The organism is Halolamina salina, from assembly GCF_054653455.1.
The window spans coordinates 2,605,896-2,626,892 of record NZ_BAAIGE010000002.1; the positions used below are offsets into that span (position 1 = coordinate 2,605,896).

Sequence of the window (20,997 nt, forward strand, 5' to 3'; positions counted from 1 at the left end):
CCGCCGACTACCGGTTCAGCGTGTGGATCGCCTGATCGTCGGCGTTCTCGGCGGCCTCCATCACGGCCTCCGCGAGCGTCGGGTGGGTGTGGACCGTCGACGCCACGTCCTCCAGCGTCGCGCCCATCTCGATCGCGAGCGCGCACTCGGCGATCAGTTCGCTCGCTTCGGGGCCGACGATCTGCGCGCCGAGGACGAAGCCCGCCTCCTCCTCGGCGACGATACGGACGAACCCCTCGCTCTCGCCGGTCGAGAGCGCGCGCCCGGAGGCGCGGAACGGGAACTCGCCGACCTTGGGCGTGAAGCCGGCCTCCTCGGCCTCAGCCTCGGTCATCCCCACGGTCGCGATTTCGGGGTCGGTGAACACGGCCGCCGGGATCGCCTGCTGGTCGAGCGCGGCGGGCTCGCCGGCGATCACCTCGGCCGCGACGATCCCCTCCTTGCTCGCTTTGTGCGCCAGCATCGGCTCGCCGGCCACGTCGCCGACGGCGAAGATGTTGTCGACGTTGGTGCGGGCCTGATCGTCGGTGTGGATGAAGCCGTTCTCGTCCACCTCGACGCCCGCGGCCTCGGGATCGAGGCTGTCGGAGACGGGCTGGCGGCCGACCGCGACGAGCACCTTCTGGGCGTCGTAGGTCGATTCGTTGCCGTCCTCGTCTTCGGTGGTGACGACGACGCCCTCGCCGGTCTCTTCCCACTCGCTTGCGACCTCGCCGAAGTTGAACTCGATGCCGAGTTCGTCGGCGCGTTTCTTGACCGGCCGGCTCACGTCGTCCTCGTAGCCCGGGAGGATGCCGTCGAGCATCTCCACGACGGTCACGTCGACGCCCATCTTCGCGAACACCGTCGAGAGCTCCATCCCGATGTAGCCCGCGCCGACGACGAGCAGGTCCTCCGGCGGCTCCTCCACGTCGAGCGCGTCCCGCGAGGACCAGATCGGGTCGTGCTCGAACTCGAAGCCGGGTACCTGGATCGGCCGCGAACCGGTCGCAATGATGGCGTGCTCGAACTCGATCGACTCCGAGCCCTGCCCGTCGCCGCCGTGGGCGATCCGGGCGGTGGAGTCGTCGACGAACGTCGCCTCGCCCTCGATCAGGTTGACGCCGTTCGCCTTACAGAGCTTCTCGACGCCGCCGGTGAGCTGATCGACGACGCCCTCCTTCCACTCCTGCATCTCGTCGGTGTGGATCACCGGGTCGGCGTGGACGCCCATCTCCGTCGCGTTGCCCGCGTCGTGGGCCACGTCCGTCGCGCTGATCAGCGCCTTCGAGGGGATGCAGCCGTAGTTGAGGCAGGTCCCCCCGTAGGCGTCCCGATCGACCAGCGTCGTGTCCAGTCCGTTCTGTGCGGCGCGGATGGCGGCGACGTAGCCGCCCGGCCCCGCGCCGATCACCAGTACCTCCGTTCCCGTCGTAACGTCTCCGACAACCATTGTTAGAGTAGTAGTTTCGTCGGCTCGGCCAGGTATTCCTTCACGGTGTTCGTGAACTGTGCGGCCTCCGCGCCGTCGATGACCCGGTGGTCGATGGCGAGCGAGAGCGGCAGCGTGTGCGCCGCGACGACCTCGCCGTCGTCGACGACCGGGCGCTGTTCGATCGCGCCGAGGCCGAGGATCGCGGTCTCGGGGTAGTTGATGATCGGCGTGGCGTACTCGCCGCCGAACGCGCCGAAGTTCGTGATCGTGAACGTCCCGCCCTGCATCTCCTGGGGCGAGATGGAGCGCTCGCGGGCCTTCGTCGCCAGCTCCTGCACCTCGTCGGCCAGTTCGAGCAGCCCCTTCTCGTCGACGTTCTCGACGACCGGCACCATCAGGCCGGCGTCGGTCGCGACGGCGATGCCGATGTTGTAGTAGTTCTTCAGCCGGATGACGCCCTCCTCCTCGTCGAGCTCGGAGTTGAGGATCGGGTACTCCTTCAGCCCGGCCACGACCGCCTTGAGGACGAACGCCATGTACGTCAGGCGGACGCCCTTCTCCTCGGCGGTCTTTTTCAGCTCCTCGCGGGTCTCGACCAGTTCGTCGATCTCCGCGGTGTCGTGGTGGGTGACGTGGGGCGCGGTGTACTTCGAGGTCGCCATCTGCTCGCCGATCGTCCGGCGAACCCCGCGGTAGGGGACCGTCTCCTCGCGTTCAGGCTCAGCGGTGGCGGACACCCCGGCTTCGGATCCGGTGGCCTCGGCAGCCGCTTCCTCCTCCCGCTCGGCGAACGCGCGCACGTCCTCCTTCTCGACGTACGCCTCGCCGTCGCGGCTCTTCTCGGTCGGCACGGCGTCGAGGTCGACGCCGAGCTCCTCGGCGAGCGCGCGGGTCGCGGGCGTCGCGAGCGTCGTCTCGCGCATCGCTTCCGGGCTGTCGCTCGCGCTCACGGTCTCGCTCGCGCCGGCGCCGGACGGCGGCGTCGGTGCCTCCTCCTCGCCGGGCGTGACGGGCGTCTCGGCGGCGGTCTCGTCGTGTACCTCGGCGGAGTCGTGGTAGGCGCGGACGTCGTCCTCGCTGATGCGACCGCCGGGGCCGCTCCCCTCCACGTCGGTGATGTCGACGCCGAGTTCGCGGGCCAGCCGTCGCGCCGCCGGCGGCGCGAACACGCGGCCGTCGGGCGTCTCCGCCGCCGCGGCCTCCTCGGTGTCGGTCTTGGCCTCGGCGGCCGACTCGCCGGGTTCGCCCTCGGTGTCGGGCGCCTCCGCGGCGGCGTCGCCTTCGTCGATCTCGTCGACCTCGAAGGAGATGATCACGTCGCCGACGGGCACCATCTCGCCCTCCTCGGCGAACAGTTCCTTCACAGTGCCGTCGTAGCGGGAGGGCACCTCAACCAGCGCCTTGTCCGTCTCGACCTCCGCGACGATGTCGCCCTCGCTGACGCGGTCGCCGGGCGACACCTGCCAGGAGACCAACTCCCCCTCTGCGACGCCCTCGCCGACGTCGGGTAGTTTGAACTCTTTGACAGTCATGGCTCAGAACTCCACCGCCTCACGGATACCGTCTTCCACTCTCGCGGCGTTAGGCAGGTAGTAGTCCTCCATCGCGTACAGCGGGACGGGGACGTCGAAGCCGGTGACGCGCTTGATCGGCGCCTCCTGATAGACGAGCGCCTCCTCCTGCAGCAGCGCGGTGATCTCGCCGGCGAGGCCGCCCGACTTGGGCGCCTCGTGGACGACGACCCCGCGGCCGGTCTTTTTGAACGACTCGACGATGGCCTCGCGGTCCATCGGCGAGACGGTTCGGAGGTCGACGACCTCGGCGTCGATCCCCTCCTCGGCGAGATTCTCCGCGGCTTCGAGCGTCGGCCGGGTCATCGCGCCGTAGGTGAACACCGACACGTCCGAGCCTTCGCGGCGGACGGCGGCCTCGCCGAGCGGCACCTCGTAGTCCTCCTCGGGCACGTCCTCGCGGAACGCGCGGTAGATGAGTTTGGGTTCGAGGAAGATCACGGGGTCGGGGTCGCGGATCGCCGAGATCAGCAGCCCCTTCGTGTCGTACGGCGTCGACGGCACGACCACCTTCAGGCCGGCCTCGTGGGCGTAGAACGCCTCCTTCGAGTCGGAGTGGTGCTCGGGCGCGCGGATGCCGCCGCCGTACGGCGCACGCAGCACCATCGGCAGCGTGAACCGCGAGCGGCTCCGGGTGCGGTAGCGCGCCATGTGGGAGACGATCTGGTCGAAGCCGGGGTACATGAACCCGGAGAACTGGATCTCCGGCACCGGCTTCATCCCGCCGGTCGCGAGGCCGACGGCGCTGCCGATGATCCCTGACTCCGCAAGCGGCGTGTCGACGACGCGCTGCTCGCCGAACTCCTCCTGCAGGCCCTGCGTGGCCCGGAACACGCCGCCGTTCTTCCCGATGTCCTGCCCGAGCGCGATCACGTCGTCGTCGAGCGCCATCTCGGTCGCGAGACCGTCCCGTACCGCCTGCACCAGCGTGAGGTTCTGTGTCCCGCTCATTCTTCCTCCAGGAACGCGTCCTTGCCGTGTCGCTCGACCGCCGCGACGAACTCCTCGCGCTGTTCGCGTAGCTCCGGCGGGAGGTCGGCGTATGCGTGCTCGAACATCTCCTCCGGCTCCGGACGGGGCTCGGACTCGGCCTCGTCGATGGCGTCGGAGACCCGCTGTTCGATCTGTTCTTCGATCTCGGCCACTTTCTCGTCGTCGAGGACGCCCTCGCTCCGGAGGTACGCCTCCAGCCGCGGGATCGGGTCCTTGGCCTTCCAGCGCTCGACCTCCTCGTCGTCGCGGTACACCGTCGGGTCGTCCGCGGTGGTGTGGGCGCCGAAGCGGTACTGCACCGCCTCGATCATCGTCGGCCGCATCTGGTCCTCGTCGGGATTCCGGGCCTTCTCGAGTGCGTCCCGCGTGACCTTGTAGACGGCCAGCGGGTCCATCCCGTCGACCTGCACGCCCTCGAAGCCGTAGGCGTCGGCCTTCTGGGCGAGCGTCTCGGAGGCGGTCTGCTTCTCGCGAGGCACCGAGATTGCCCACTGGTTGTTGTTGCAGAAGAACACCATCGGCACGTCGTAGACGCCGGCGAAGTTCATCCCCTCGTGGAAGTCACCCTCGCTGGTGGCGCCGTCGCCGAAGTAGCAGATGCCGGCGGTGTCGTCGTGGCCCTGCAGCTTCCAGGACCACGCCAGCCCCGCCGCGTGGGGGATCTGGCTCGCGATCGGCACCGCGACGGGGAGGACGTTCGTGTCCTCGGGCACGTCGTTACCCGCCTCGTACCCCATCCAGTACAGCAGCGTCTGCTTCAGCGGCAGGCCCCGCACGACCGCGGCGCCGTGTTCGCGGTAGGACGGCACCATCCAGTCGTCGTCGGCCAGCGCGTACGCCGAGCCGATCTGGGCACCCTCCTGTCCCGACAGCGGCGGGTACGTCCCCATCCGCCCCTGTCGCTGGAGGCTGACCGCCCGTTCGTCGAAGTGCCGGGCGAGCTTCATGTCCCGGTAGATGTCCAGCATCGTCCCTTCGTCGATCTCCGGGGGCTCGCCCACGAGGTTGCCGTCCTCGTCGAGCACCTGTACCCGGTTCTCGGGATCGCGCTGTAACGTACTCACGGCTTCACCCTCCTCTCCATAAGGCGGATTTTGCCTCGCCGGGGGTATAGTGCTTTCGTAAAAGGTTTACTATGAGCAGAAATCCCCCGATCACGGTTGTGTTCTTCCGAGAAGGTCGGACATATTCTCACGTTTTCCCATTTCGTCCTCGAATACCGCCGTTCCCGTCGACCGATGGCCGGTGTCACGCGAGAAACTGGACGAACGTTTGGGAAGAACTCGGGCGGGCGTCGACGGCTGGTCAGAAGTCGGGGTTGGCTAATCGCACAATCACGGCAACGCGCTCCGTGCCGTCGACATAGCGTCGACGGCTGGTCACGAGCCGTGATTGGCTAGTCGCTCGCCGCTGCCCGCGCCTCCTCACGAGCCTGCTCGGGACTTTTCCCGTCCCGGACGAGCGCGTCGACGAACAGCTCCCCCGCCTTGTAGGAGGAGCGCACCATCGGTCCCGAGGCACAGTAGAGGAAGCCGAGTTCCTCCTCGGCGACCTGCCGCCACGTCTCGAAGGCGTCGGGGTGGACGTACTCGAACACGTCGAGGTGCGAGCGGGAGGGCTGGAGGTACTGCCCGAACGTCACCACGTCGACGCCGACCTGCCGCAGGTCCGAGAGCGTCCGGTAGATCTCGTGGTCGTACTCCCCGAGGCCGAGCATCAGGCTGGTCTTGGTGTAGATGTCCGACTCCCGGTCGACCTGTTCGAGCACGTCGAGCGTCTGTTCGTACCCCGCGCGGCGGTCCCGGACCGGCCACTGGAGGCGCTCGACGGTCTCGACGTTGTGGGCGATCACGTCCGGCCCGGCATCGATGATCTGCCGGACCGCGTCCTCGTCGCCGCCGAAGTCCGGGATGAGCACCTCGACGAGCGTGCCGGGGTTGCGCTGCTTGCACTCCCGGATCGTCTCGGCGAAGTGGGCGGCGCCGCCGTCCTCTAAGTCGTCGCGGTCGACGGAAGTGAGAACCACGTAGTCCAGCCCGATCTCCCCGACGGCCTCGGCGACGTTTTCGGGCTCGTCGGGGTCCAGCGGCTCCATCCCGCCGGTGGCTACGTCACAGAAGTTACAGCCCCGCGAACAGCGCTCGCCCATCAGCATGAACGTCGCGGTGCCGGGGCCAGTGCCCGGCCCGTCCCGGCCGGACCAGCACTCGCCCATGTTCGGGCAGTTCGCTTCCTCGCAGACGGTGTGGAGGTCCCGGTCCCGGAGCGTCTGCTTGATGTCGGTGAACCGTTGCCCGGTCGGCGGCTGGCTCTTGAGCCAGTCGGGTTTCCGCCTGCGGCTGCTCATAGCCCGAAATGGGACGGCACTCGTGAAAAGCGTGCGGTTCGTTCGACGGCTCTCCGACTTTGTTTCCACTCCGATGGGTATTTGTTCCCTCTGCATAATGTGGGTACGATATCGGATGCTCGATCTCGACCCCGGCGACATCACCGAGGGCCGGCTCTCCCGTGCACTGCTCGTCCTCGCGGCGCCGCTGGTGGCCCAGAACCTCGTGCAGGTGGCTAACTCCGCGGCCGACGTGTTCTGGCTCGGCCGCCTCGGTGACGGTGCGGTCGGCGCGGTCGGCCTGAACCAGCCGATCATGGCGCTGGTGATGGTGCCACTGATGGCGGCGATGGTCGGGACGCAGGTGCTCGTCTCCCAGCGGATCGGCGGCGAGAACCGATCGGACGCGCGGAAGGCGGTGTTCCACGGGATCGGGCTGGCGTTCGTCTCCGGTGCGGTCATCGCGCTGCTGGTCGCGCCAAACGCGGGGCCGCTGGTCCGCCTGCTCGGCGCCGGCCCCGACGTGGCGCCGCAGGCCGCGGCGTACCTCTCGGCGTACATGCTGCTGTTTCCGTTCACCTCCGTCAGCGACACTGTGGAGATGGGGTTCGTCGGCGCGGGCGACTCCAAGACCGCGATGTACCTCAACTTCCTCGCGATCGGCGGCAACCTCGTGCTCGACCCGCTGCTGATCTTCGGCGTCTGGGTGTTCCCCGAACTCGGCGTCGCGGGCGCCGCGCTCGCGACCGTGCTCGGCTACACGATGTCGATGGTGCTCGGACTCTACTGGCTGGCCGGCGACCATGGCTCGATCTCGCTGTCGCTCGCGGACGTGGGGTTCGATCTCGACGAACTCCGCGAGATGGTCGACATTGGTCTCCCCTCGGCGGGCCAGCGGCTCGCCTCCCAGTCGGTCCGGCTGGTCGTCGTCGCCATCGTCACGGTCGTCGGCGGCGCCGCGGGGCTGGCGGCGTACACCGTCGGCGCCCGGATCGCGACCATCGCGTTCGTCCCGGCACAGGGGCTACAGCAGGCCGGCCAGAGCGTCGTCGGCCAGAACCTCGGCGCCGACCGCCCCGATCGCGCCCGCCGGGCGACGTGGATCGGCGTCGGGATCGCCGCCGCCGCCCTCGCGGTGATCGGCGTCGTCCAGCTACTGATCCCCGACCTGCTCACGCAGGTGTTCGTCCCCGACATCTCCGCGCAGGGGAAGGCCTACGCCGTCCGCTACCTCGAGATCCTCGCCTACGGCTACTGGGCGATCGGCGCGACGTACATGCTGCTCGCGGGACTCAACGGCGCCCGCCGCACCAAGACCAGCCTGATCGTCGACCTCGTGAAGTACTGGGGGATCCGGCTCCCGATCGCGGTGCTCGCCCTGCCCGTCGGGCTGGGCGTCGGCGCGTTCGGCCTCTCGATCGCGCCCGGCCTCGGCTGGGGGATGGGTGCCATCTTCTGGGCGGTGACGGGCTCGAACGTCGCCGCCGCGCTGGGGCTGGCGGCGTACTTCAAGTACGCGACCAGCGAGGGGATGATGCGCCGCGCTGCCGACGTGGCGACGGCGGAGTAGCGGTCCCGGTAGTGGGACTTCGCTCGCGCCCGCGCGAAGGAAACCTCTTTCTCCGTGGCCGTCCCGACTCAGGGTAGTGTCTCAGCGCTCCGACGCCACGGCCCGCGTCGCCGACGCCGTCCCCGAGTTCGCCGAGGCGTTCGCGTTCGAGGAGTTCAACGCGATGCAGCGGGAGGCGCTGCCCGCCCTGCTCGACACCGACGAGAACGTCGTCGCGAGCGCGCCCACCGCGTCGGGCAAGACGGCGCTCGCGGAGCTGGCGATCTGTAAGACGCTGCGGGAGGGCGGCACCGCCCTGTTCATCGCGCCGATGCGGGCGCTGACCAACGAGAAGGAGGCCGAGTGGGACCGCTTCGAGGAGTTGGGCTACTCCGTCTACGTCGTCACCGGCGAGCGCGACCTCGACCCGCGCCGGGCCGAGCGCGCTGACATCCTCGTGATGACGCCGGAGAAGACCGACTCCGCCACCCGGAAACACGACTCCGCCCGTTACGGCTTCATCACCGACGTTGACTGCTGTGTGATCGACGAGGTCCACCTCCTCGACTCCGAGAAGCGCGGCTCGGTGCTCGAAGTTACGGTGTCGCGGCTCCGCCGACTCTGCGAACCCCGAATTATCGCGCTCTCGGCGACGATGCCCAACGTCGAGGACGTGGCGGAGTGGCTCGACGCGCCGCCGGCGAACACGTTCGCGTTCGGCGACGAGTACCGCCCGGTCGATCTGGAGACGGGGGTGAAGACGTACAGCCACGGCGAGAACTCCTTCGCGGACAAGTACCGCCGGCTCTACCGCGCGCTCGACCTCGCGAAGCCCCACATCCGCGAGGAGGGCCAGTCGCTCGTGTTCGTCTCCTCCCGGCAGGACACCGTTCGCGCCGCCGAGAAGGCCCGCGACGAGGTCACCGACTGGGATATCGAGATGGGTTCCCGCGGCGACTACGACTTCCACACCGCCGCCAAGGAGGTCGAGAACGAGACGCTCAGACACTCCGTCGTCGACGGCGTCGCGTTCCACCACGCCGGCCTCTCCCGCAACGACAAGGACCTCGTCGAACAGTGGTTCAAGGAGGGGAAGATCCAACTGCTGTTCTCCACCTCGACGCTCGCGTGGGGGGTGAACCTCCCCGCCCGCTGTGTGGTCATCCGCGACACGAAGTACCACGATCCGCTGGAGGGCGAGGTCGACATCTCGCCGCTGGACGTGCTGCAGATGCTCGGCCGCGCCGGCCGCCCGGGCTACGACGACGTGGGGTACGGCTGGGTGGTCTGTGACGCCGACGACGCCGACAAGTACCGGACCCTCCTGCGGGAAGGGAAGGAGATCGAGTCGATGCTCGCGGGCGACATCGAGACTCACCTCAACGCCGAGGTCGCGATGGGGACGATACAGGGCCTCGACGACGTGATGTCGTGGGTCGAGACGACGTTCTACTACGTCCGGGCGAAGTCCAAGCCCGAGGAGTACGACTTCGAGAACCTCCGCGAGCGCGTGCGCGGGACCGTCGAGAGCCTCGTCGACTCGGGGTTCGTCGAGACCGACGACGAACTCGGCGTCGAGGCGACGACGCTCGGCCGGCTGGCCTCGAACTACTACCTCCGGCTCGACACCGCCGAACGCTTCCGCGAGGCCTGCGAGCGCGACCGCCTGACCGGCGACAACGTGCTGGAGGCGGTCGCCGCCGCAGGCGAGTTCGACTCCGTCTCGGCCCGCCAGTCCGAGACCGACGCGATCGACCGCGCGCTCGACGGCGCCGGCGTCGAGACCGACCTCGAGAACGGCAACCGGAAGGTGCTCGCGATCCTCCACGCCGCGACCGACGGCCGTACCCCGGGCGACCTCCGCTCGGACGCCTGGATCATCCGGCAGAACGCGCTCCGACTGCTCGCCGCGCTCCGGGAGTTCGCCGCCGCCTTCGCCGGCCCGCGAGCCGCGAACCTCGTCCGCCGGATGGAGGCCCGCGTCGAACACGGCGTGCCGCGCGAGGCGGTGGGACTCACCGCGATCGAGGGCGTCGGCGCCGGCCGCGCGGAGACGCTGGCCGACGCCGGCTATACCTCGCCCGCGGAACTGGTCGACGCCGGCGCCGCGAAACTCACGAACGCGGGGCTTTCCGACAGCGTCGCCGAGCGCGTCGTCGACGCCGCCCGTGACCTGCCGCGGATCTCGGTCGACTGGGGGGCGTTCCCGGAGACGATCGCGGCCGGCGAGAACGAGATGTGTGAGCTGACGGTCCGGAACCTCGGCGGCGGCGCCCGCGTCGGGATCCGGGTGACGGTCAACGGGACGGAGATGACCGGCACCGAGACGTACCTCGGCGACTCGGAGACGGTGCCGGCGCCCGTCTTCGGCGCCGACGAGGACGAACTCCGGTTCGTCGTCGAGGTGACGTTCCCGGAGCTACCGCTGTCGCCCGTTCGCGAGGACCGGACGGTTCGGGTGGAGTAGCGGCGAACGCGACCGACGCCGTATTTTCGGGGCTCGGGTGCCCCGAGCGTCGCGTCCGGCGGCCCCTTACAGCCCGACGTGTGCGAGGAACACGTACGACGGAACCGACACGAGCACGCCCGCCATGACCACACGGAACTGCCGCTGGTAGTCACGGGGGAAGTCCCGGGCTTTGATCCGCCCTTCCACGTCGAACACTTCCCACGTGTCTCCCAAGTACTCGTACGTGGCGACGCCGACCGGAATCTCCGGCGTCTCGTCCTGCCGGCGGTAGAGTCCCGACTGCGAGGGGTTGTCGTCGGTCTGGAGATCGACCCGCGTCCCCTCCGCGTTCTTGAGCAGTCGCGTGGGCACGCTCTTGTTCCGGTAGGTGACTTCCTCGTCGGGCGAGTAGTTCCGTTCGACGAAGTTGAACGTCACCAGCCGCCCGCACGCGTCACACTTGTTGCAGTCGTGGGTGCCTCGCCCGCCGCAGTTGCTACAGGTCACCTGCCCGCCGCCGCCACACGTCGAGCAGTCGACGGTGCCGCCGTAGCAGTTCGGACACCGCTTCGTCTTCTCGACGCTCCCGTACCCGCCGCAGTTGTCACACTCCCAACCGCTCGACGTTTCGCCGCTCCCTCGACAGACGCCACAGGTCTCCTCGACGGTCACTTTCCCCCGGCCACGGCAGTTCCCACACTCCGTCTCGCCGCTGCCGCGGCAGTTGCTACAGTTGACCCGGCCCGACCGGTTACACTGGCTACAGTCCAACTCCCCCCGGCCACTACACTGATCACACGACTGCACCTCCTTCGATCCGGGCTCGAAGAAGCTGTAAGACGCGGACTGGAACCCGTCGGGGGCGATCCGCTCGCGCCGCTGGTAGTCGGTCCGGTGGTTGCTCTTCTCGCTGCTGAACTGCGTCTCGGGGACGGTCTTCGTGTATCGCGTCTCCTCGACCCACAACCCTCGAACGATGTCCCGGAGGGGTTCGATACGTCGGGTCTTCTGTACGCTGCTCCGGTTGGGGAGTTCGTCCGGGACGACCCACTTGGATTCGGCCAGCGTCTCCACCATCTCGCGGCCCTTGCTGTCGGCGATCGTCTCCCCTTTGTACGACTTCGTCTCCGTGTGATCGTCCGTGTCCGAGGACTCCCCCTTCTGTTTGTTGATGCGCTCGATGTTCTGGCGCTTGACGAGGTAGCCGTTGCCGACGGACCCGCCGTAAAGCGTCGATACGACCGGGATCAGCGCCGGCGCGACCAACGCCTCGGGGGTCCCGACTCCGTAGTAGACGACGTACACGACCGCGATCAACAGTCCGAGAGGGAACCCCACGAGCAGGGTGATCCCCAGTCGCTGCAGCAGATCCCGCTCCAGGCTCTCGCTCACGAAGAACGTCGTGCTGACCCCGAGCGTGATGCCCAGCAGCGTGAGACCGAACGTACTCGTCACGAGACCGACTACCGACCCGAACGGCAACCCGACACGGAACACGGCCGGGCCGTAGCTCACGAACAGGAGCGCCCCCAAGTAGAGGACGCCCCAGAGTATCGGCACCCCGACTGTCGCGTCATCGGGGAACCCCAGCGTGGCGTGGAGCGGGGAGTCCTCCATCTCCTCACCGATATCCGGCTCCTCGCCGATCTGTCGATAGACGTAGTAGAACGGGTAGAGAGCCAGCACTGGCAGGAACAACAGCGTGTAGCAGAAGCCGACCCCGAAGTCGATCACCCCTTGCGGTACGTACTCTGACGCTCCGATCGTTCTCTCTGAGGACACGTCATGAGGATTGGATGAGATTGTTATATTAGTTGTCTATTTTTTAACCCTACACTCGATTAGTTTCTATATATACACTCTGGCATTATCTTCCGTCGCACCTGTCGGAAATACACAGACGACTCTGGGGATCTGAACGACCTTGCCGGTACAAGACGCCAGACTACCGTCTCAGGATCGTTAGAACGGCGAAATTGGGTGGCTGGGGAGCCAAAGGCCCAATTCAATCCGGCACAAGGCCGGATTATTTTTGGATGGGCCAACGCGGATTTGAACCGCGGACCTCCCGGTTATCAGCCGAGCGCTCAACCTAACTGAGCTATTGGCCCAGGTGAGCGCATTTCTCCGTTGGCCGGCGTATCTGTTAAGGCTTTCTTTTCGCCGACCGCGACGCCCGCGGCCGATTCCGTCGGCTCACTCCTCGTCTTTCGTCCGGTAGGAGTCCGGGTCCACGTCGTACACGTCGTCGCCGTCCGACGTGTCGTTCGCCGTCCCGTCGAACGGGCCGTCGTCCCCGTCGTTGCCGAACGAGGCGCCGCCGAACTGCCCGCCGTCGCCGCCGTTCGGGAAGCCCCCCGTCCAGACGCCCCCGGTGACGAACCCGCCCGTGCGTTCGTCGAGTTTCGGTACGACCACGTACTTCTTCAGCAGGGTCCGGATCGGGTAGCGCGTCGGGGGAATCGTGAGCAGGAACCCCAGCGCGTCGGTGACGACGCCGGGCGTGAGCAGGAACGCGCCGGCGGCGATCAGCAGCGCGCCGTCCAGCAGTTCGTCGGTCGGCGCCTCCCCGCGGGCCGCCTTCTGTTGGATCCGGGCGAGCGTGTGGCGCCCCTCCGCGCGGACCAGCAGCATGCCGATTAGCCCCGTCAGCACCACGAGCAGCACGGTCGCCTGCCAGCCGAGGTAGTCGGCGACGACCACGAGCAGCAGGGCGTCCGCGAGCGGGATCAGCAGCAGCGCCGCGATGGCGTACCGGGTTCGCATCACCCACAGTTCCGGCGGCGGCGGCATAGCCCTTTCGCGTAGTTCCGGCCGGCAACTGCGGGAAACCGCCACCGGTAAACCCCCGCCGAACCGAGTGCGAGCATGGCCGACGCCGTCGACGACGACCTCTACCAGCGGGCCAGACGACTCCTCGAACCCGGCGAGATCGAACTGGTCGGCTGTATCGTTCACACGGGCCTCGCGGGCGAGGAGGACCTGGAGATGCACGAGCTCACCGTCGCGATCAACGACGTGATCGCCGACCACGCCGGGAAGGGCGAGAGCTACATCTACGCCGGCAACGACACCGAGGAGTTCGCCTCGAACCAGTTCCAGGGGAAGACCCTCACCGACGACGAGTTCGTCTGGGAGTGCCAGCAGCTCCTCCGCGAGGGGACGTTCGACCTCGTGTTCTACTACGAGGTCGGCGTCGATCAGGAGGCGCTGGCGGAGGATCTCGACTCGCTCGACCACGTCGAGGGGGTCACGCTCGTCCCCTGAACCGAACTCGTTCGGCCGACCCCCACGCCGTATCCGGAACCTTTTACCGAGTACCGGGGTAAATCCCGTCGAGAGACCCGTGACCGGAGTGATCACTGGCGTGAGCGTCTCCCACGCGCTCGCGACCGTCGAGGAGGTGGAGTCGGCGGCGCCCGACGACGAGAGCGCCGCTGCCCAGCGACTCGCAGCCCGGCCGGGCGTCACCGAGAGCGTCGTGCTCGCCACGTGCAACCGCGCGGAGGCGTACGTCGTCACCGACAGCGCCGCCGACGGCGAGGACGCGCTGTCGGACTTCGCACCGGAGGTCCGCGAGGGGGCGGTCACCCGCCTCGAACACGAGGACGCGATCCGCCACCTGATGCGGGTCGCCAGCGGGCTGGAGTCGCTCGTACTGGGCGAAGACCAGATCATCGGACAGGTGAAGGACGCGATCGAACGCGCCCGCGAGGACGGCACGCTCGGCCCCGTGCTCGAGGAGGCGCTGCTGAAGGCGGTCCACGTCGGCGAGCGCGCCCGGACCGAGACCGCGATCAACGAGGGGACCGTCTCGATGGGCTCGGCCGCGGTTGAGCTCGCCGGCCGCGAGGCCACCCTCGACGACGCGACCGCGCTGGTGCTCGGCGCCGGCGAGATGGGGACGCTCGCGGCCCGAGCGTTCGACGGCGCCGGCGTCGACGAGCTGCTCGTCGCGAACCGCACGCTCCCCAACGCCGAACACGTCGCCGAGGACGTGAGCGTCGACGCCGAGGCGGTCCCGCTCCACGACGCCCCCGCCGCGGTCCGCGAGGCGTCGGTCGTCGTCGCCGCGACCGGTGCCGACGAGCCGGTGCTGACCGCCGAGGCGCTCGAGGGCGCGGACGCGGTCTGTGTCGACATCGCCCGCCCGCGGGACATCGACCCCGCGGCCGACGCGCTCGACAACGTCGTCGTCCACGACATCGACGACTTGGAGCGCGTGACCGAGGCGGCACACGAGAACCGCCGCGCGGCCGCCCGCGAGGTCGAGGCGATGATCGACCGGGAGCACGACCGCCTGCTCTCCTCGTTCAAGCGTGCCCGCGCCGACGAGGCGATCCGCGGCATGTACGAGGGCGCCGAACGGATGAAGGCCCGCGAGCTCGACCGCGCGATCACCAAGCTCGAGGCCCAGGGTGACCTGAACGAGGACCAGCGCGAGACCGTCGAGGCGCTGGCGGACTCGCTGGTCTCCCAACTGCTCGCGCCGCCGACCGAGAGCCTGCGCGAGGCCGCCGGCGAGGACGACTGGACCACGATCCAGACCGCGATGGAGCTGTTCGACCCCCGCTCGGACGCCGCCGACGTCGACGCCCCCGCCGACGCGGCCGACGAGCGGGCAGGCGAGTAGCCGGGCGAAGCTTTTCCCCCGCAGGACCCCACCTCCCGCGTATGTCGGAGACACTCGACGACGAGGAAGTAGAGCGGCGACTGCCCGCGGACTGGGAGCGCGACGGCGACGAGATCGTCCGGACCTACGAGTTCGACGGCTACCCGAGCGCGGTCACGTTCGTCAACGACGTGGCAGAGATCGCCGAGGAAGAGTTCCACCACCCGGAGATCGTCCTCCGCTACGACGAGGTGGAGGTGCGCTTCACCACCCACGACGCCGGCGGGATCACCGAGAAGGACCTCCGACTCGCGGACCACTGCGACGGCGAGTACTGATGACCCCCACGCGACGATCGACCCGCCGATGAAGGCGGCGTACACCTTCGACGCGACGTTCCGCCTCCCGACGGGGGGCGTCGCGGTCGACCCGAACCGCTTCGAGACGACGCTCCGCCTGTTCGCGCCCGCGCCGGGCGTCGAACCCGGCCCGGAGCGGATCGACTGGCTGTTCTTCCGCGACCGGCTCTGGCACGGCGAGATCGGCGACGAGGCGCCGCTACGCGAGGTCGTGAGCGACTGGCTCGACGTGGAGGTGGTCTCGCTGTCGTTCTCCGAACTCCGGGCCGACGAGGCGTACGTCGAGGCGCTACGGGCGGAGATCGAACGGGACCTCTCGCGGTTCAACGCCGAGAGTGCCGACGAGGTGCTTCACCAGTATCTCGGCTCGTCGGTGCACGTCGTCGACGCCGAGGCGGTCTGAGCAGGGAGAAAGGCACTTACCCCCGTACCCGCTAGCCCTCTCCCCATGGCGTACGACTTCTGGCTCCTCGACCTCGACGGGACGATCGTCGACGTGGAGCCCGACTACCGCCACGACGTGTTCGAGGCGGTCGGCGACCGGCTGGGCCGGGAGTTCACCGACAGCGAGATCGAGACCCTCTGGCACGGCCTCGGCGGCCCCCGGAGCGAGAAGCTCCAGTCGATGGGGCTGGACCCGGGGACGTTCTGGCCCGCGCTGCACGAGGCCGAGGACCCCGGCGCCCGCGCGGAGGCGACGTACGTCCACGACGACGCCGCGGCGCTGCTCGACGAACTCGACGCCGCGGGCGTCCCGGTCGGCGTCGTCACCCACTGCGCGCCGTTTCTCGCGAACGAGGTCGTCGACCACCTCGACCTGCGCTCGCGCTTCGACGCGTTCGTCACCTGTTCGGACGATCTGGGCTGGAAGCCCGACCCCGAGCCGGTCCACCACACGATGAACCGACTCGGCGTGGACCACGCCGACGGCGCGGGCGTGCTGGCCGGCGACGGCCCAAGCGACGTCGGCGCCGCGTGGAACGCCGGCCTCGACGCCGTCCACGTCGAGCGCCACGGTCCCGAACGCCGCGGCCAGTGCGTGCTCGCGGACCACCGCGTGGAGCGCTTCACCGAACTGGACGAGCGCGTCCTCGGGAACTAATCGAGCGCCGCCGCGGCGACCGGGTAGATCCGCTCCAGCCACAGGTCGTGCTGAGCAGGTGCGGGGTGGAGGTCGTCGTCCGCGACGAGCGACCCGTCCTCGGCCACGCGCTTCGACGGCGGCACCACGTCGACCAGTCGCGTTCCCTCCGCACGCGCCGCCTCCCGGACGATCTCGTTGTACCGCACCAGTCGCTTCGCGTGCTCGTCGGGGTCGTTGTCTTCCCCCACCGGCGTGAGCGTGTAGTCCGGGACCGTGATTACGACAACCGAGTCCGGGTCCGGCGCGAACCCCAGCGCCCGGTCGAGCATCGCCCGGAACTTCGGCTCGAACGTCTCGGGGGACTCGCCCTGGAAGCAGTTGTTCGCGCCGATCAGCAGCGTCACGAGGTCGAACGGGCCGTCGGGATCGCGTTCGGTTATCTCCTCGTCCAGGTCGTCCGTTGTCCAGCCGTTCTCGGCGATCACCACTGGATCGGCGGCCGATTCGCCGTCCTCCCGGAGTCGATCGACGAACTTCGACAGCCAGCGCTCCTCTGCATCGACGCCCGTGCCGACCGTGTAGGAGTCGCCGAGCGCGAGGATCCGCGCTCGCTCCTCGTCGGTCCCCGCCATCAGTTCGCGGGCTCGAACCCGGGCAGCTCGGCGAGCACTTCGTCGACCCCCGACAGTACGGCTTCGAGGTCCCGAACGCCCTGTTTCTCGACGCGCTCGGGGTTGGCCCGGACCCGGACGGTCTGACTGTCGACCGGGACGAACCCCAGCCCGAGCTTCTCGGCGGTCGCGCGGAGGCCGAGTCCGGCGTCGGCTTTCCCGGCGAGCACGCGCCGTGCGGGGCTCTCGTGGGCCTTGAGCGTGAAGCCGTAGCCGTCGATGGCCGACTGGAGATCCGCGGCATCGGCGTCCCGCGCGGCCGCGAGCCGCTCCAGTTCGGCGTCGGCGCTGGCCCGCAGGCCCGTCGCCGTGTCGAGGTTGACGAACCGCAGGTCGCCGTCGACCAGCGTTCCGAACCCCTCGACCCCGTCGGGGTTGCCCTCGGGGACGATCAGTCCCCACTCGCGCTCCCACGCGCCGAGTTCGACCGACTCCACCTCCCGGCGGATCGGCCCGGCGACGACGGCGGCGTCGGGCAGCCCGTCGCGCAGGCGTCGCAGCCCCTCGCGGGAGCCGACTGGGAGGAACCGGCTCGATCCCAGCCGGTCGAGCAGCCGGGAGAACGCGGGGTCGTCCTCGCCGAACGCGAGCACCGCGGGGGTACGCACGTTCGGGGAGAACAGCGTCACCGTCACGTCCTCACCCGCGGCGAGGTACTCGGTGTCGGCGTCGACCTCGACGACGCCGTCGGCCTCGACGAGGCTGGTCGTCGCGCCCGACCCCTTGTCGACGGGGTAGACCAGCGTCTCGCCGGCTTCGTTCTCGACCAGCCCGACCGGCATCAGCCGGGTTCGGCCCTCGCTGTAGCGCTCTTCCGCGGCGAGCGTTCCGTCGACGGTCGCCGTTCTGGGCTCGGGGAGGCCGGCGGCCCGCCGGATCGCGGGCGCGACGAACGTCCGGAAGATGGTGAGCGCCGAGACGGGGTACCCCGGCAGCCCCACGTAGGCGCTGTCTTCGAGTCGCCCGACGAGCATCGGCTTCCCCGGCTTCACGGAGACGCCGTGGAGCAGGAGGTCGCCCCGCTCCTCGATCACGCGGTAGATCACGTCGACCGCGGAGGCGGAAGTCGACCCCGAGGAGAGCACCAGATCGCACTCCTCGGCGGCGGTCGTCAGCGCGTCCTCCATCGCGTCCATGTCGTCGCCGGCGTGGGGGTAGAGCTCGGCCCCCCCGCCGGCCTCCTCGACGCCGGCGGCGATCGTGTAGCTGTTCACGTCGTAGATCTGGCCGGCGTCGCTGTTTAGCGACTCGCCGGGCCGGACCAGTTCGTCGCCGGTCGAGACGATCCCCACGGTCGGCTTTCCGCGGACCTCGATCTCGTCCCGCCCGAGCGCCGAGAGCAGGCCGATCTCGCGGGGCGTCAGTTCGGTTCCGGGTCCGAGCGCACGCTGGCCGGCGGCGATGTCCGCCCCGGCGGGCATCACGTTGTCCCCGGGCGCGACCGAGGTGCGGATCTCGACGGCTTCCGTCCCGATTTCGTCGGTCCGCTCGACCATCACCACCGCGTCGGCGCCGTCTGGCAGCACCGCGCCAGTCGAGATTTCGACGGCCTCGCCGTCGTCGACGGACACGGCCGGCTCGCTGCCGGCGTGGACCGTGCCGACCAGATCGAGCGTCGCGGGGTCGGCCTCGTCGGCGCCGAACGTGTCGCTCGCCCGCACCGCGTAGCCGTCCATCGACGCCCGATCGAACCCCGGCACGTCGAGATCGGCGTCGACGCGCTCGGCGAGGATTCGCCCTCTGGCCTCGGCGAGCGGGACGGTCTCTGGCTCGGGCTCGATCGCCAGCGACGCGATAGCCTCGTGGGCCTTCGCCGGCTCGGTGAGGTCGCGGAACTCCTTGCGGTCGCTCATTGGCGGGCCTCCCAGTTCTGCACCGCGACGGTTTCGCCGGCGTCGATCCCCTCCGCGGCCTCGTCGACGACGACCCAGCCGTCCGCGAGCGCGACGCTCGACAGCACCCCCGATCCGGACACCCGGGTCGGGACGGCGGCCGGCAGCGGCTCGCCCGGGCGCTCCTCCAGCCGGACGCGTGCGAACGTCCGTACGCCGGGCTCGCTGGCGATCTTCCGCTCCAGCCGCGCCTCGGTCGTCGGATGGGGCGGCAGCGGGGCGTCCATCGCGCGCTTGATCGCGGGCCGCAGGAACTGCACGGCGTTGACGATCGTCGCGACGGGGTAGCCCGGCAGCATCAGCACGGGCGTTCCCTCACAGACCGCGAAGCCGAACGGGTGGCCGGGTTTGAGCGCGACGCCGTGGACGACGATATCGCCGAGGTCCTCGAGCACCTCGGGGAGCAGGTCGCGCTCGCCGACGGAGGAGCCTCCGGAGGTGACGACGAGTTCGCCGTCGAGTCCCGAGTGGATCGCCTCTTTTAGCGCCGCTTCGTCGTCCTTGACCGGATCGAGTTCGGTGACGTTGCCGCCCCAGCGCTCGACGAACCGCGCGACGGTGAGCCCGTTCGTCTCGATCGTCTCGCCCGGGCCGGGGTCGGCTTGGACGAGTTCGTCGCCGGTCGGGATCACCGTCACCTCGGGCTTCTCGAAGACTGGGACCTCGGTGACGCCGACGGACTTCAGCAGGCCGAGGTCGGAGGGTCGCAGGACGTGGCCGGGGTCGTAGAGGTGCTGACCTTCCTCCACGTCCTCGCCGGCGGCGGCGACGTTCTCCCCCTCGGCGACGGCGTCGAACACCTCGACCTCGTCGGCGATTGGCTCGACCTGTTCGATCATCACCACGGCGTCGGCGCCCTCGGGAAGCGCGCTCCCGGTGTGGACCCGGATGGCTTCGCCGGGGCCGACGGTGCCCTCGGTCGGTTCCTCGTCGACGGCGCGCAGGACTTCTGGCGATCGGTCGGAGGCGCCGAACGTGTCGCCGGCCCGGACCGCGTAGCCGTCCATCGCCGCCTCCGGCGCCGAGGGGACGCTCGCGGGCGCGGCCATCGTCGCCGCGAGCGTGCGCCCGTCGGCCTCGGCCAACGGGACCTCCTCCGCGCGGCCGTGGGGGTCGACGGCGTCTCGTAGCGCCGCGAGCGCGTCGTCGACCCGAGTTCGCTGCTTGAAGCCGGACTGCTTCCGGTCGGTACTCATTGTCGGAGGGTGGGTCTCCGTGGTGAAAAAGGGGGGTAACCACGGACCGCGGCGAGCGAGCGGCGCGGGCCTCCGTGCCCGCGCTTGGAGCCATGCCGTGGTCGGTCACACGCCAACGTCGCGACTATTCCGGCAGTTCCATCGCGACGCTGTACATCCGTCCCTCGTCGCTGCTGCCCGTCGCCTTCGCCAACTGTTCGGCCTCGGTGATTAGCTGCTGGCCGAGCGCGTCGGGCAGCGACTCGGCGTGTCCGCGGACCTCCGCGGTGTGGGCCGTGAGGTGGCTCTCACTCCACGGCACCGGTTCGAGGATCGACCGCGTGCGGTCGTGCGTCCAGCCGTGCCCGCCGAACAGGCGCCGCAGGCCGTCGGCCGGGTAGAACGTCAGCGCCGCGCGGGCGCTCGCGAGTTCGGCCGCCGCGTTCTCGACGGCGAACAGTTGCCGGACCGGGGATTCGGGCGGCATCGGGTCGTAGTCGTCGACGACCAGCGTCGCGCCCGGCGCGGCGACGCGGGTGAGTTCGGCGGCGATCGGTGCCGCGGCGTCGTTCGGAAGGACGTTGAACAGCGCGTGGCAGGTGATCACCTCGACGGCGTCGTCCGGGAGCGGGATCTCCCGGAGGTCGGCCTCGATCAGTTCCACGCGGTCGTCGTCGGCGAACCGTTCGCGGACGCCGTCGGCGTGGTCCGCGCGGTCGGTCACCGCGTAGACGTGCTCGGCGCCGGCGTCGAGCAGTCCGGCGGTGGCGTTGCCGACGCCCGCGCCGGCTTCGAGGCAGCGCTTCCCGGCGATATCGCGGTCGGCGAGGGCAGTCGAGACGGAGTCGGGAACCTCCATACCCGACGGTCGACGCGGCGGCTGAAAGCGCTGGCGGGCGAGC

General features: G+C 69.4%; 18 protein-coding genes and 1 tRNA gene. 7 read left to right on the top strand and 12 right to left on the bottom strand.

Annotated elements, in window-relative coordinates; genetic code table 11:
- Positions 1-7: 7 nt before the first annotated feature.
- The 5 genes from lpdA to lipA form a co-directional block, all read right to left on the bottom strand.
- Positions 8-1,432, bottom strand: coding sequence for a dihydrolipoyl dehydrogenase (gene lpdA / locus ACYQZ5_RS13900; RefSeq protein WP_379732352.1), 1,425 nt, complete (start codon positions 1,430-1,432; stop codon positions 8-10).
- A gap of 2 nt (positions 1,433-1,434) precedes the next feature.
- Positions 1,435-2,946, bottom strand: coding sequence for a dihydrolipoamide acetyltransferase family protein (locus ACYQZ5_RS13905; protein WP_459846549.1), 1,512 nt, complete (start codon positions 2,944-2,946; stop codon positions 1,435-1,437).
- Positions 2,947-2,949: 3 nt separating this feature from the next.
- Positions 2,950-3,936 carry an alpha-ketoacid dehydrogenase subunit beta gene (locus ACYQZ5_RS13910; protein WP_379731836.1) on the bottom strand — a complete coding sequence of 329 codons (987 nt, stop codon included), beginning with the start codon at positions 3,934-3,936 and terminating at the stop codon, positions 2,950-2,952.
- Positions 3,933-5,042, bottom strand: a complete 1,110-nt coding sequence (gene pdhA / locus ACYQZ5_RS13915; protein ID WP_379731835.1) for a pyruvate dehydrogenase (acetyl-transferring) E1 component subunit alpha — start codon at positions 5,040-5,042, stop codon at positions 3,933-3,935. Before pdhA ends, ACYQZ5_RS13910 begins: the two co-directional genes overlap by 4 nt.
- A gap of 332 nt (positions 5,043-5,374) precedes the next feature.
- Positions 5,375-6,325 carry a lipoyl synthase gene (gene lipA / locus ACYQZ5_RS13920; RefSeq protein WP_379731834.1) on the bottom strand — a complete coding sequence of 317 codons (951 nt, stop codon included), beginning with the start codon at positions 6,323-6,325 and terminating at the stop codon, positions 5,375-5,377.
- Positions 6,326-6,440: 115 nt separating this feature from the next.
- Here lipA and ACYQZ5_RS13925 point away from each other — a divergent pair, with 115 nt between their 5' ends.
- Together ACYQZ5_RS13925 and ACYQZ5_RS13930 are read left to right on the top strand one after the other, a co-directional pair.
- Positions 6,441-7,874 (top strand): MATE family efflux transporter, encoded by a 1,434-nt coding sequence (locus ACYQZ5_RS13925; protein ID WP_379818004.1) that lies wholly within the window; start codon positions 6,441-6,443, stop codon positions 7,872-7,874.
- A 76-nt stretch (positions 7,875-7,950) separates the two neighbouring features.
- The gene (locus tag ACYQZ5_RS13930; RefSeq protein ID WP_459846554.1) at positions 7,951-10,320 is read left to right on the top strand and encodes a DEAD/DEAH box helicase; all 2,370 of its coding nucleotides are present in this window, start codon (positions 7,951-7,953) and stop codon (positions 10,318-10,320) included.
- 66 nt (positions 10,321-10,386) lie between these two features.
- On the opposite strand, the gene ACYQZ5_RS13935 is transcribed toward ACYQZ5_RS13930, so the two are convergent.
- The 3 genes from ACYQZ5_RS13935 to ACYQZ5_RS13945 form a co-directional block, all read right to left on the bottom strand.
- Positions 10,387-12,084: a hypothetical protein gene (locus ACYQZ5_RS13935; RefSeq protein ID WP_379731955.1), complete on the bottom strand. Its 1,698-nt coding sequence runs from the start codon at positions 12,082-12,084 to the stop codon at positions 10,387-10,389.
- Between the two features lie 255 nt (positions 12,085-12,339).
- Positions 12,340-12,413: transfer RNA gene (locus tag ACYQZ5_RS13940), tRNA-Ile, on the bottom strand.
- A gap of 85 nt (positions 12,414-12,498) precedes the next feature.
- Positions 12,499-13,068 (bottom strand): FxsA family protein, encoded by a 570-nt coding sequence (locus ACYQZ5_RS13945; protein ID WP_379731954.1) that lies wholly within the window; start codon positions 13,066-13,068, stop codon positions 12,499-12,501.
- Positions 13,069-13,170: 102 nt separating this feature from the next.
- Here ACYQZ5_RS13945 and ACYQZ5_RS13950 point away from each other — a divergent pair, with 102 nt between their 5' ends.
- The 5 genes from ACYQZ5_RS13950 (at position 13,171) to ACYQZ5_RS13970 (ending at position 16,375) form a co-directional block, all read left to right on the top strand.
- Positions 13,171-13,569, top strand: coding sequence for a DUF5778 family protein (locus tag ACYQZ5_RS13950; RefSeq protein WP_379731953.1), 399 nt, complete (start codon positions 13,171-13,173; stop codon positions 13,567-13,569).
- A 100-nt stretch (positions 13,570-13,669) separates the two neighbouring features.
- A complete protein-coding gene (hemA, locus tag ACYQZ5_RS13955; protein ID WP_459846558.1) occupies positions 13,670-14,935 on the top strand; it encodes a glutamyl-tRNA reductase in 1,266 nt (421 codons plus the stop codon).
- A gap of 41 nt (positions 14,936-14,976) precedes the next feature.
- Positions 14,977-15,252 (top strand): 4a-hydroxytetrahydrobiopterin dehydratase, encoded by a 276-nt coding sequence (locus tag ACYQZ5_RS13960; RefSeq protein ID WP_379732633.1) that lies wholly within the window; start codon positions 14,977-14,979, stop codon positions 15,250-15,252.
- A gap of 28 nt (positions 15,253-15,280) precedes the next feature.
- The gene (gene lwrS, locus ACYQZ5_RS13965; protein ID WP_379732634.1) at positions 15,281-15,676 is read left to right on the top strand and encodes an LWR-salt protein; all 396 of its coding nucleotides are present in this window, start codon (positions 15,281-15,283) and stop codon (positions 15,674-15,676) included.
- 45 nt (positions 15,677-15,721) lie between these two features.
- Positions 15,722-16,375: an HAD family hydrolase gene (locus ACYQZ5_RS13970; protein WP_459846560.1), complete on the top strand. Its 654-nt coding sequence runs from the start codon at positions 15,722-15,724 to the stop codon at positions 16,373-16,375.
- Here the strand turns inward: ACYQZ5_RS13970 and ACYQZ5_RS13975 are convergent.
- The 4 genes from ACYQZ5_RS13975 to ACYQZ5_RS13990 form a co-directional block, all read right to left on the bottom strand.
- Positions 16,372-16,989, bottom strand: coding sequence for an SGNH/GDSL hydrolase family protein (locus tag ACYQZ5_RS13975; RefSeq protein ID WP_379733059.1), 618 nt, complete (start codon positions 16,987-16,989; stop codon positions 16,372-16,374). The genes ACYQZ5_RS13970 and ACYQZ5_RS13975 overlap by 4 nt on opposite strands.
- On the bottom strand, positions 16,989-18,881 hold the full coding sequence (locus ACYQZ5_RS13980; protein WP_459846563.1) for a molybdopterin biosynthesis protein: 1,893 nt from the start codon (positions 18,879-18,881) through the stop codon (positions 16,989-16,991). The genes ACYQZ5_RS13975 and ACYQZ5_RS13980 overlap by 1 nt, the downstream gene beginning before the upstream one ends.
- Positions 18,878-20,116, bottom strand: coding sequence for a molybdopterin molybdotransferase MoeA (locus tag ACYQZ5_RS13985; RefSeq protein WP_459846565.1), 1,239 nt, complete (start codon positions 20,114-20,116; stop codon positions 18,878-18,880). Before ACYQZ5_RS13985 ends, ACYQZ5_RS13980 begins: the two co-directional genes overlap by 4 nt.
- Before the next feature lie 124 nt (positions 20,117-20,240).
- Positions 20,241-20,954: a class I SAM-dependent methyltransferase gene (locus ACYQZ5_RS13990; RefSeq protein WP_459846568.1), complete on the bottom strand. Its 714-nt coding sequence runs from the start codon at positions 20,952-20,954 to the stop codon at positions 20,241-20,243.
- Positions 20,955-20,997 lie beyond the last annotated feature (43 nt).

What these genes read in the sequence shown, in the direction of transcription:
- ACYQZ5_RS13975 (WP_379733059.1), bottom strand. Translation starts at nt 16,989, where the DNA reads ATGGCGGGGACCGACGAGGAGCGAGCGCGGATCCTCGCGCTCGGCGAC.
- ACYQZ5_RS13960 (WP_379732633.1), top strand. Translation starts at nt 14,977, where the DNA reads ATGTCGGAGACACTCGACGACGAGGAAGTAGAGCGGCGACTGCCCGCG.
- ACYQZ5_RS13905 (WP_459846549.1), bottom strand. Translation starts at nt 2,946, where the DNA reads ATGACTGTCAAAGAGTTCAAACTACCCGACGTCGGCGAGGGCGTCGCA.
- ACYQZ5_RS13970 (WP_459846560.1), top strand. Translation starts at nt 15,722, where the DNA reads ATGGCGTACGACTTCTGGCTCCTCGACCTCGACGGGACGATCGTCGAC.
- lpdA (WP_379732352.1), bottom strand. Translation starts at nt 1,432, where the DNA reads ATGGTTGTCGGAGACGTTACGACGGGAACGGAGGTACTGGTGATCGGC.
- ACYQZ5_RS13985 (WP_459846565.1), bottom strand. Translation starts at nt 20,116, where the DNA reads ATGAGTACCGACCGGAAGCAGTCCGGCTTCAAGCAGCGAACTCGGGTC.
- ACYQZ5_RS13910 (WP_379731836.1), bottom strand. Translation starts at nt 3,936, where the DNA reads ATGAGCGGGACACAGAACCTCACGCTGGTGCAGGCGGTACGGGACGGT.
- ACYQZ5_RS13950 (WP_379731953.1), top strand. Translation starts at nt 13,171, where the DNA reads ATGGCCGACGCCGTCGACGACGACCTCTACCAGCGGGCCAGACGACTC.
- ACYQZ5_RS13925 (WP_379818004.1), top strand. Translation starts at nt 6,441, where the DNA reads ATGCTCGATCTCGACCCCGGCGACATCACCGAGGGCCGGCTCTCCCGT.
- lipA (WP_379731834.1), bottom strand. Translation starts at nt 6,325, where the DNA reads ATGAGCAGCCGCAGGCGGAAACCCGACTGGCTCAAGAGCCAGCCGCCG.
- lwrS (WP_379732634.1), top strand. Translation starts at nt 15,281, where the DNA reads ATGAAGGCGGCGTACACCTTCGACGCGACGTTCCGCCTCCCGACGGGG.
- ACYQZ5_RS13980 (WP_459846563.1), bottom strand. Translation starts at nt 18,881, where the DNA reads ATGAGCGACCGCAAGGAGTTCCGCGACCTCACCGAGCCGGCGAAGGCC.
- ACYQZ5_RS13945 (WP_379731954.1), bottom strand. Translation starts at nt 13,068, where the DNA reads ATGCGAACCCGGTACGCCATCGCGGCGCTGCTGCTGATCCCGCTCGCG.
- ACYQZ5_RS13990 (WP_459846568.1), bottom strand. Translation starts at nt 20,954, where the DNA reads ATGGAGGTTCCCGACTCCGTCTCGACTGCCCTCGCCGACCGCGATATC.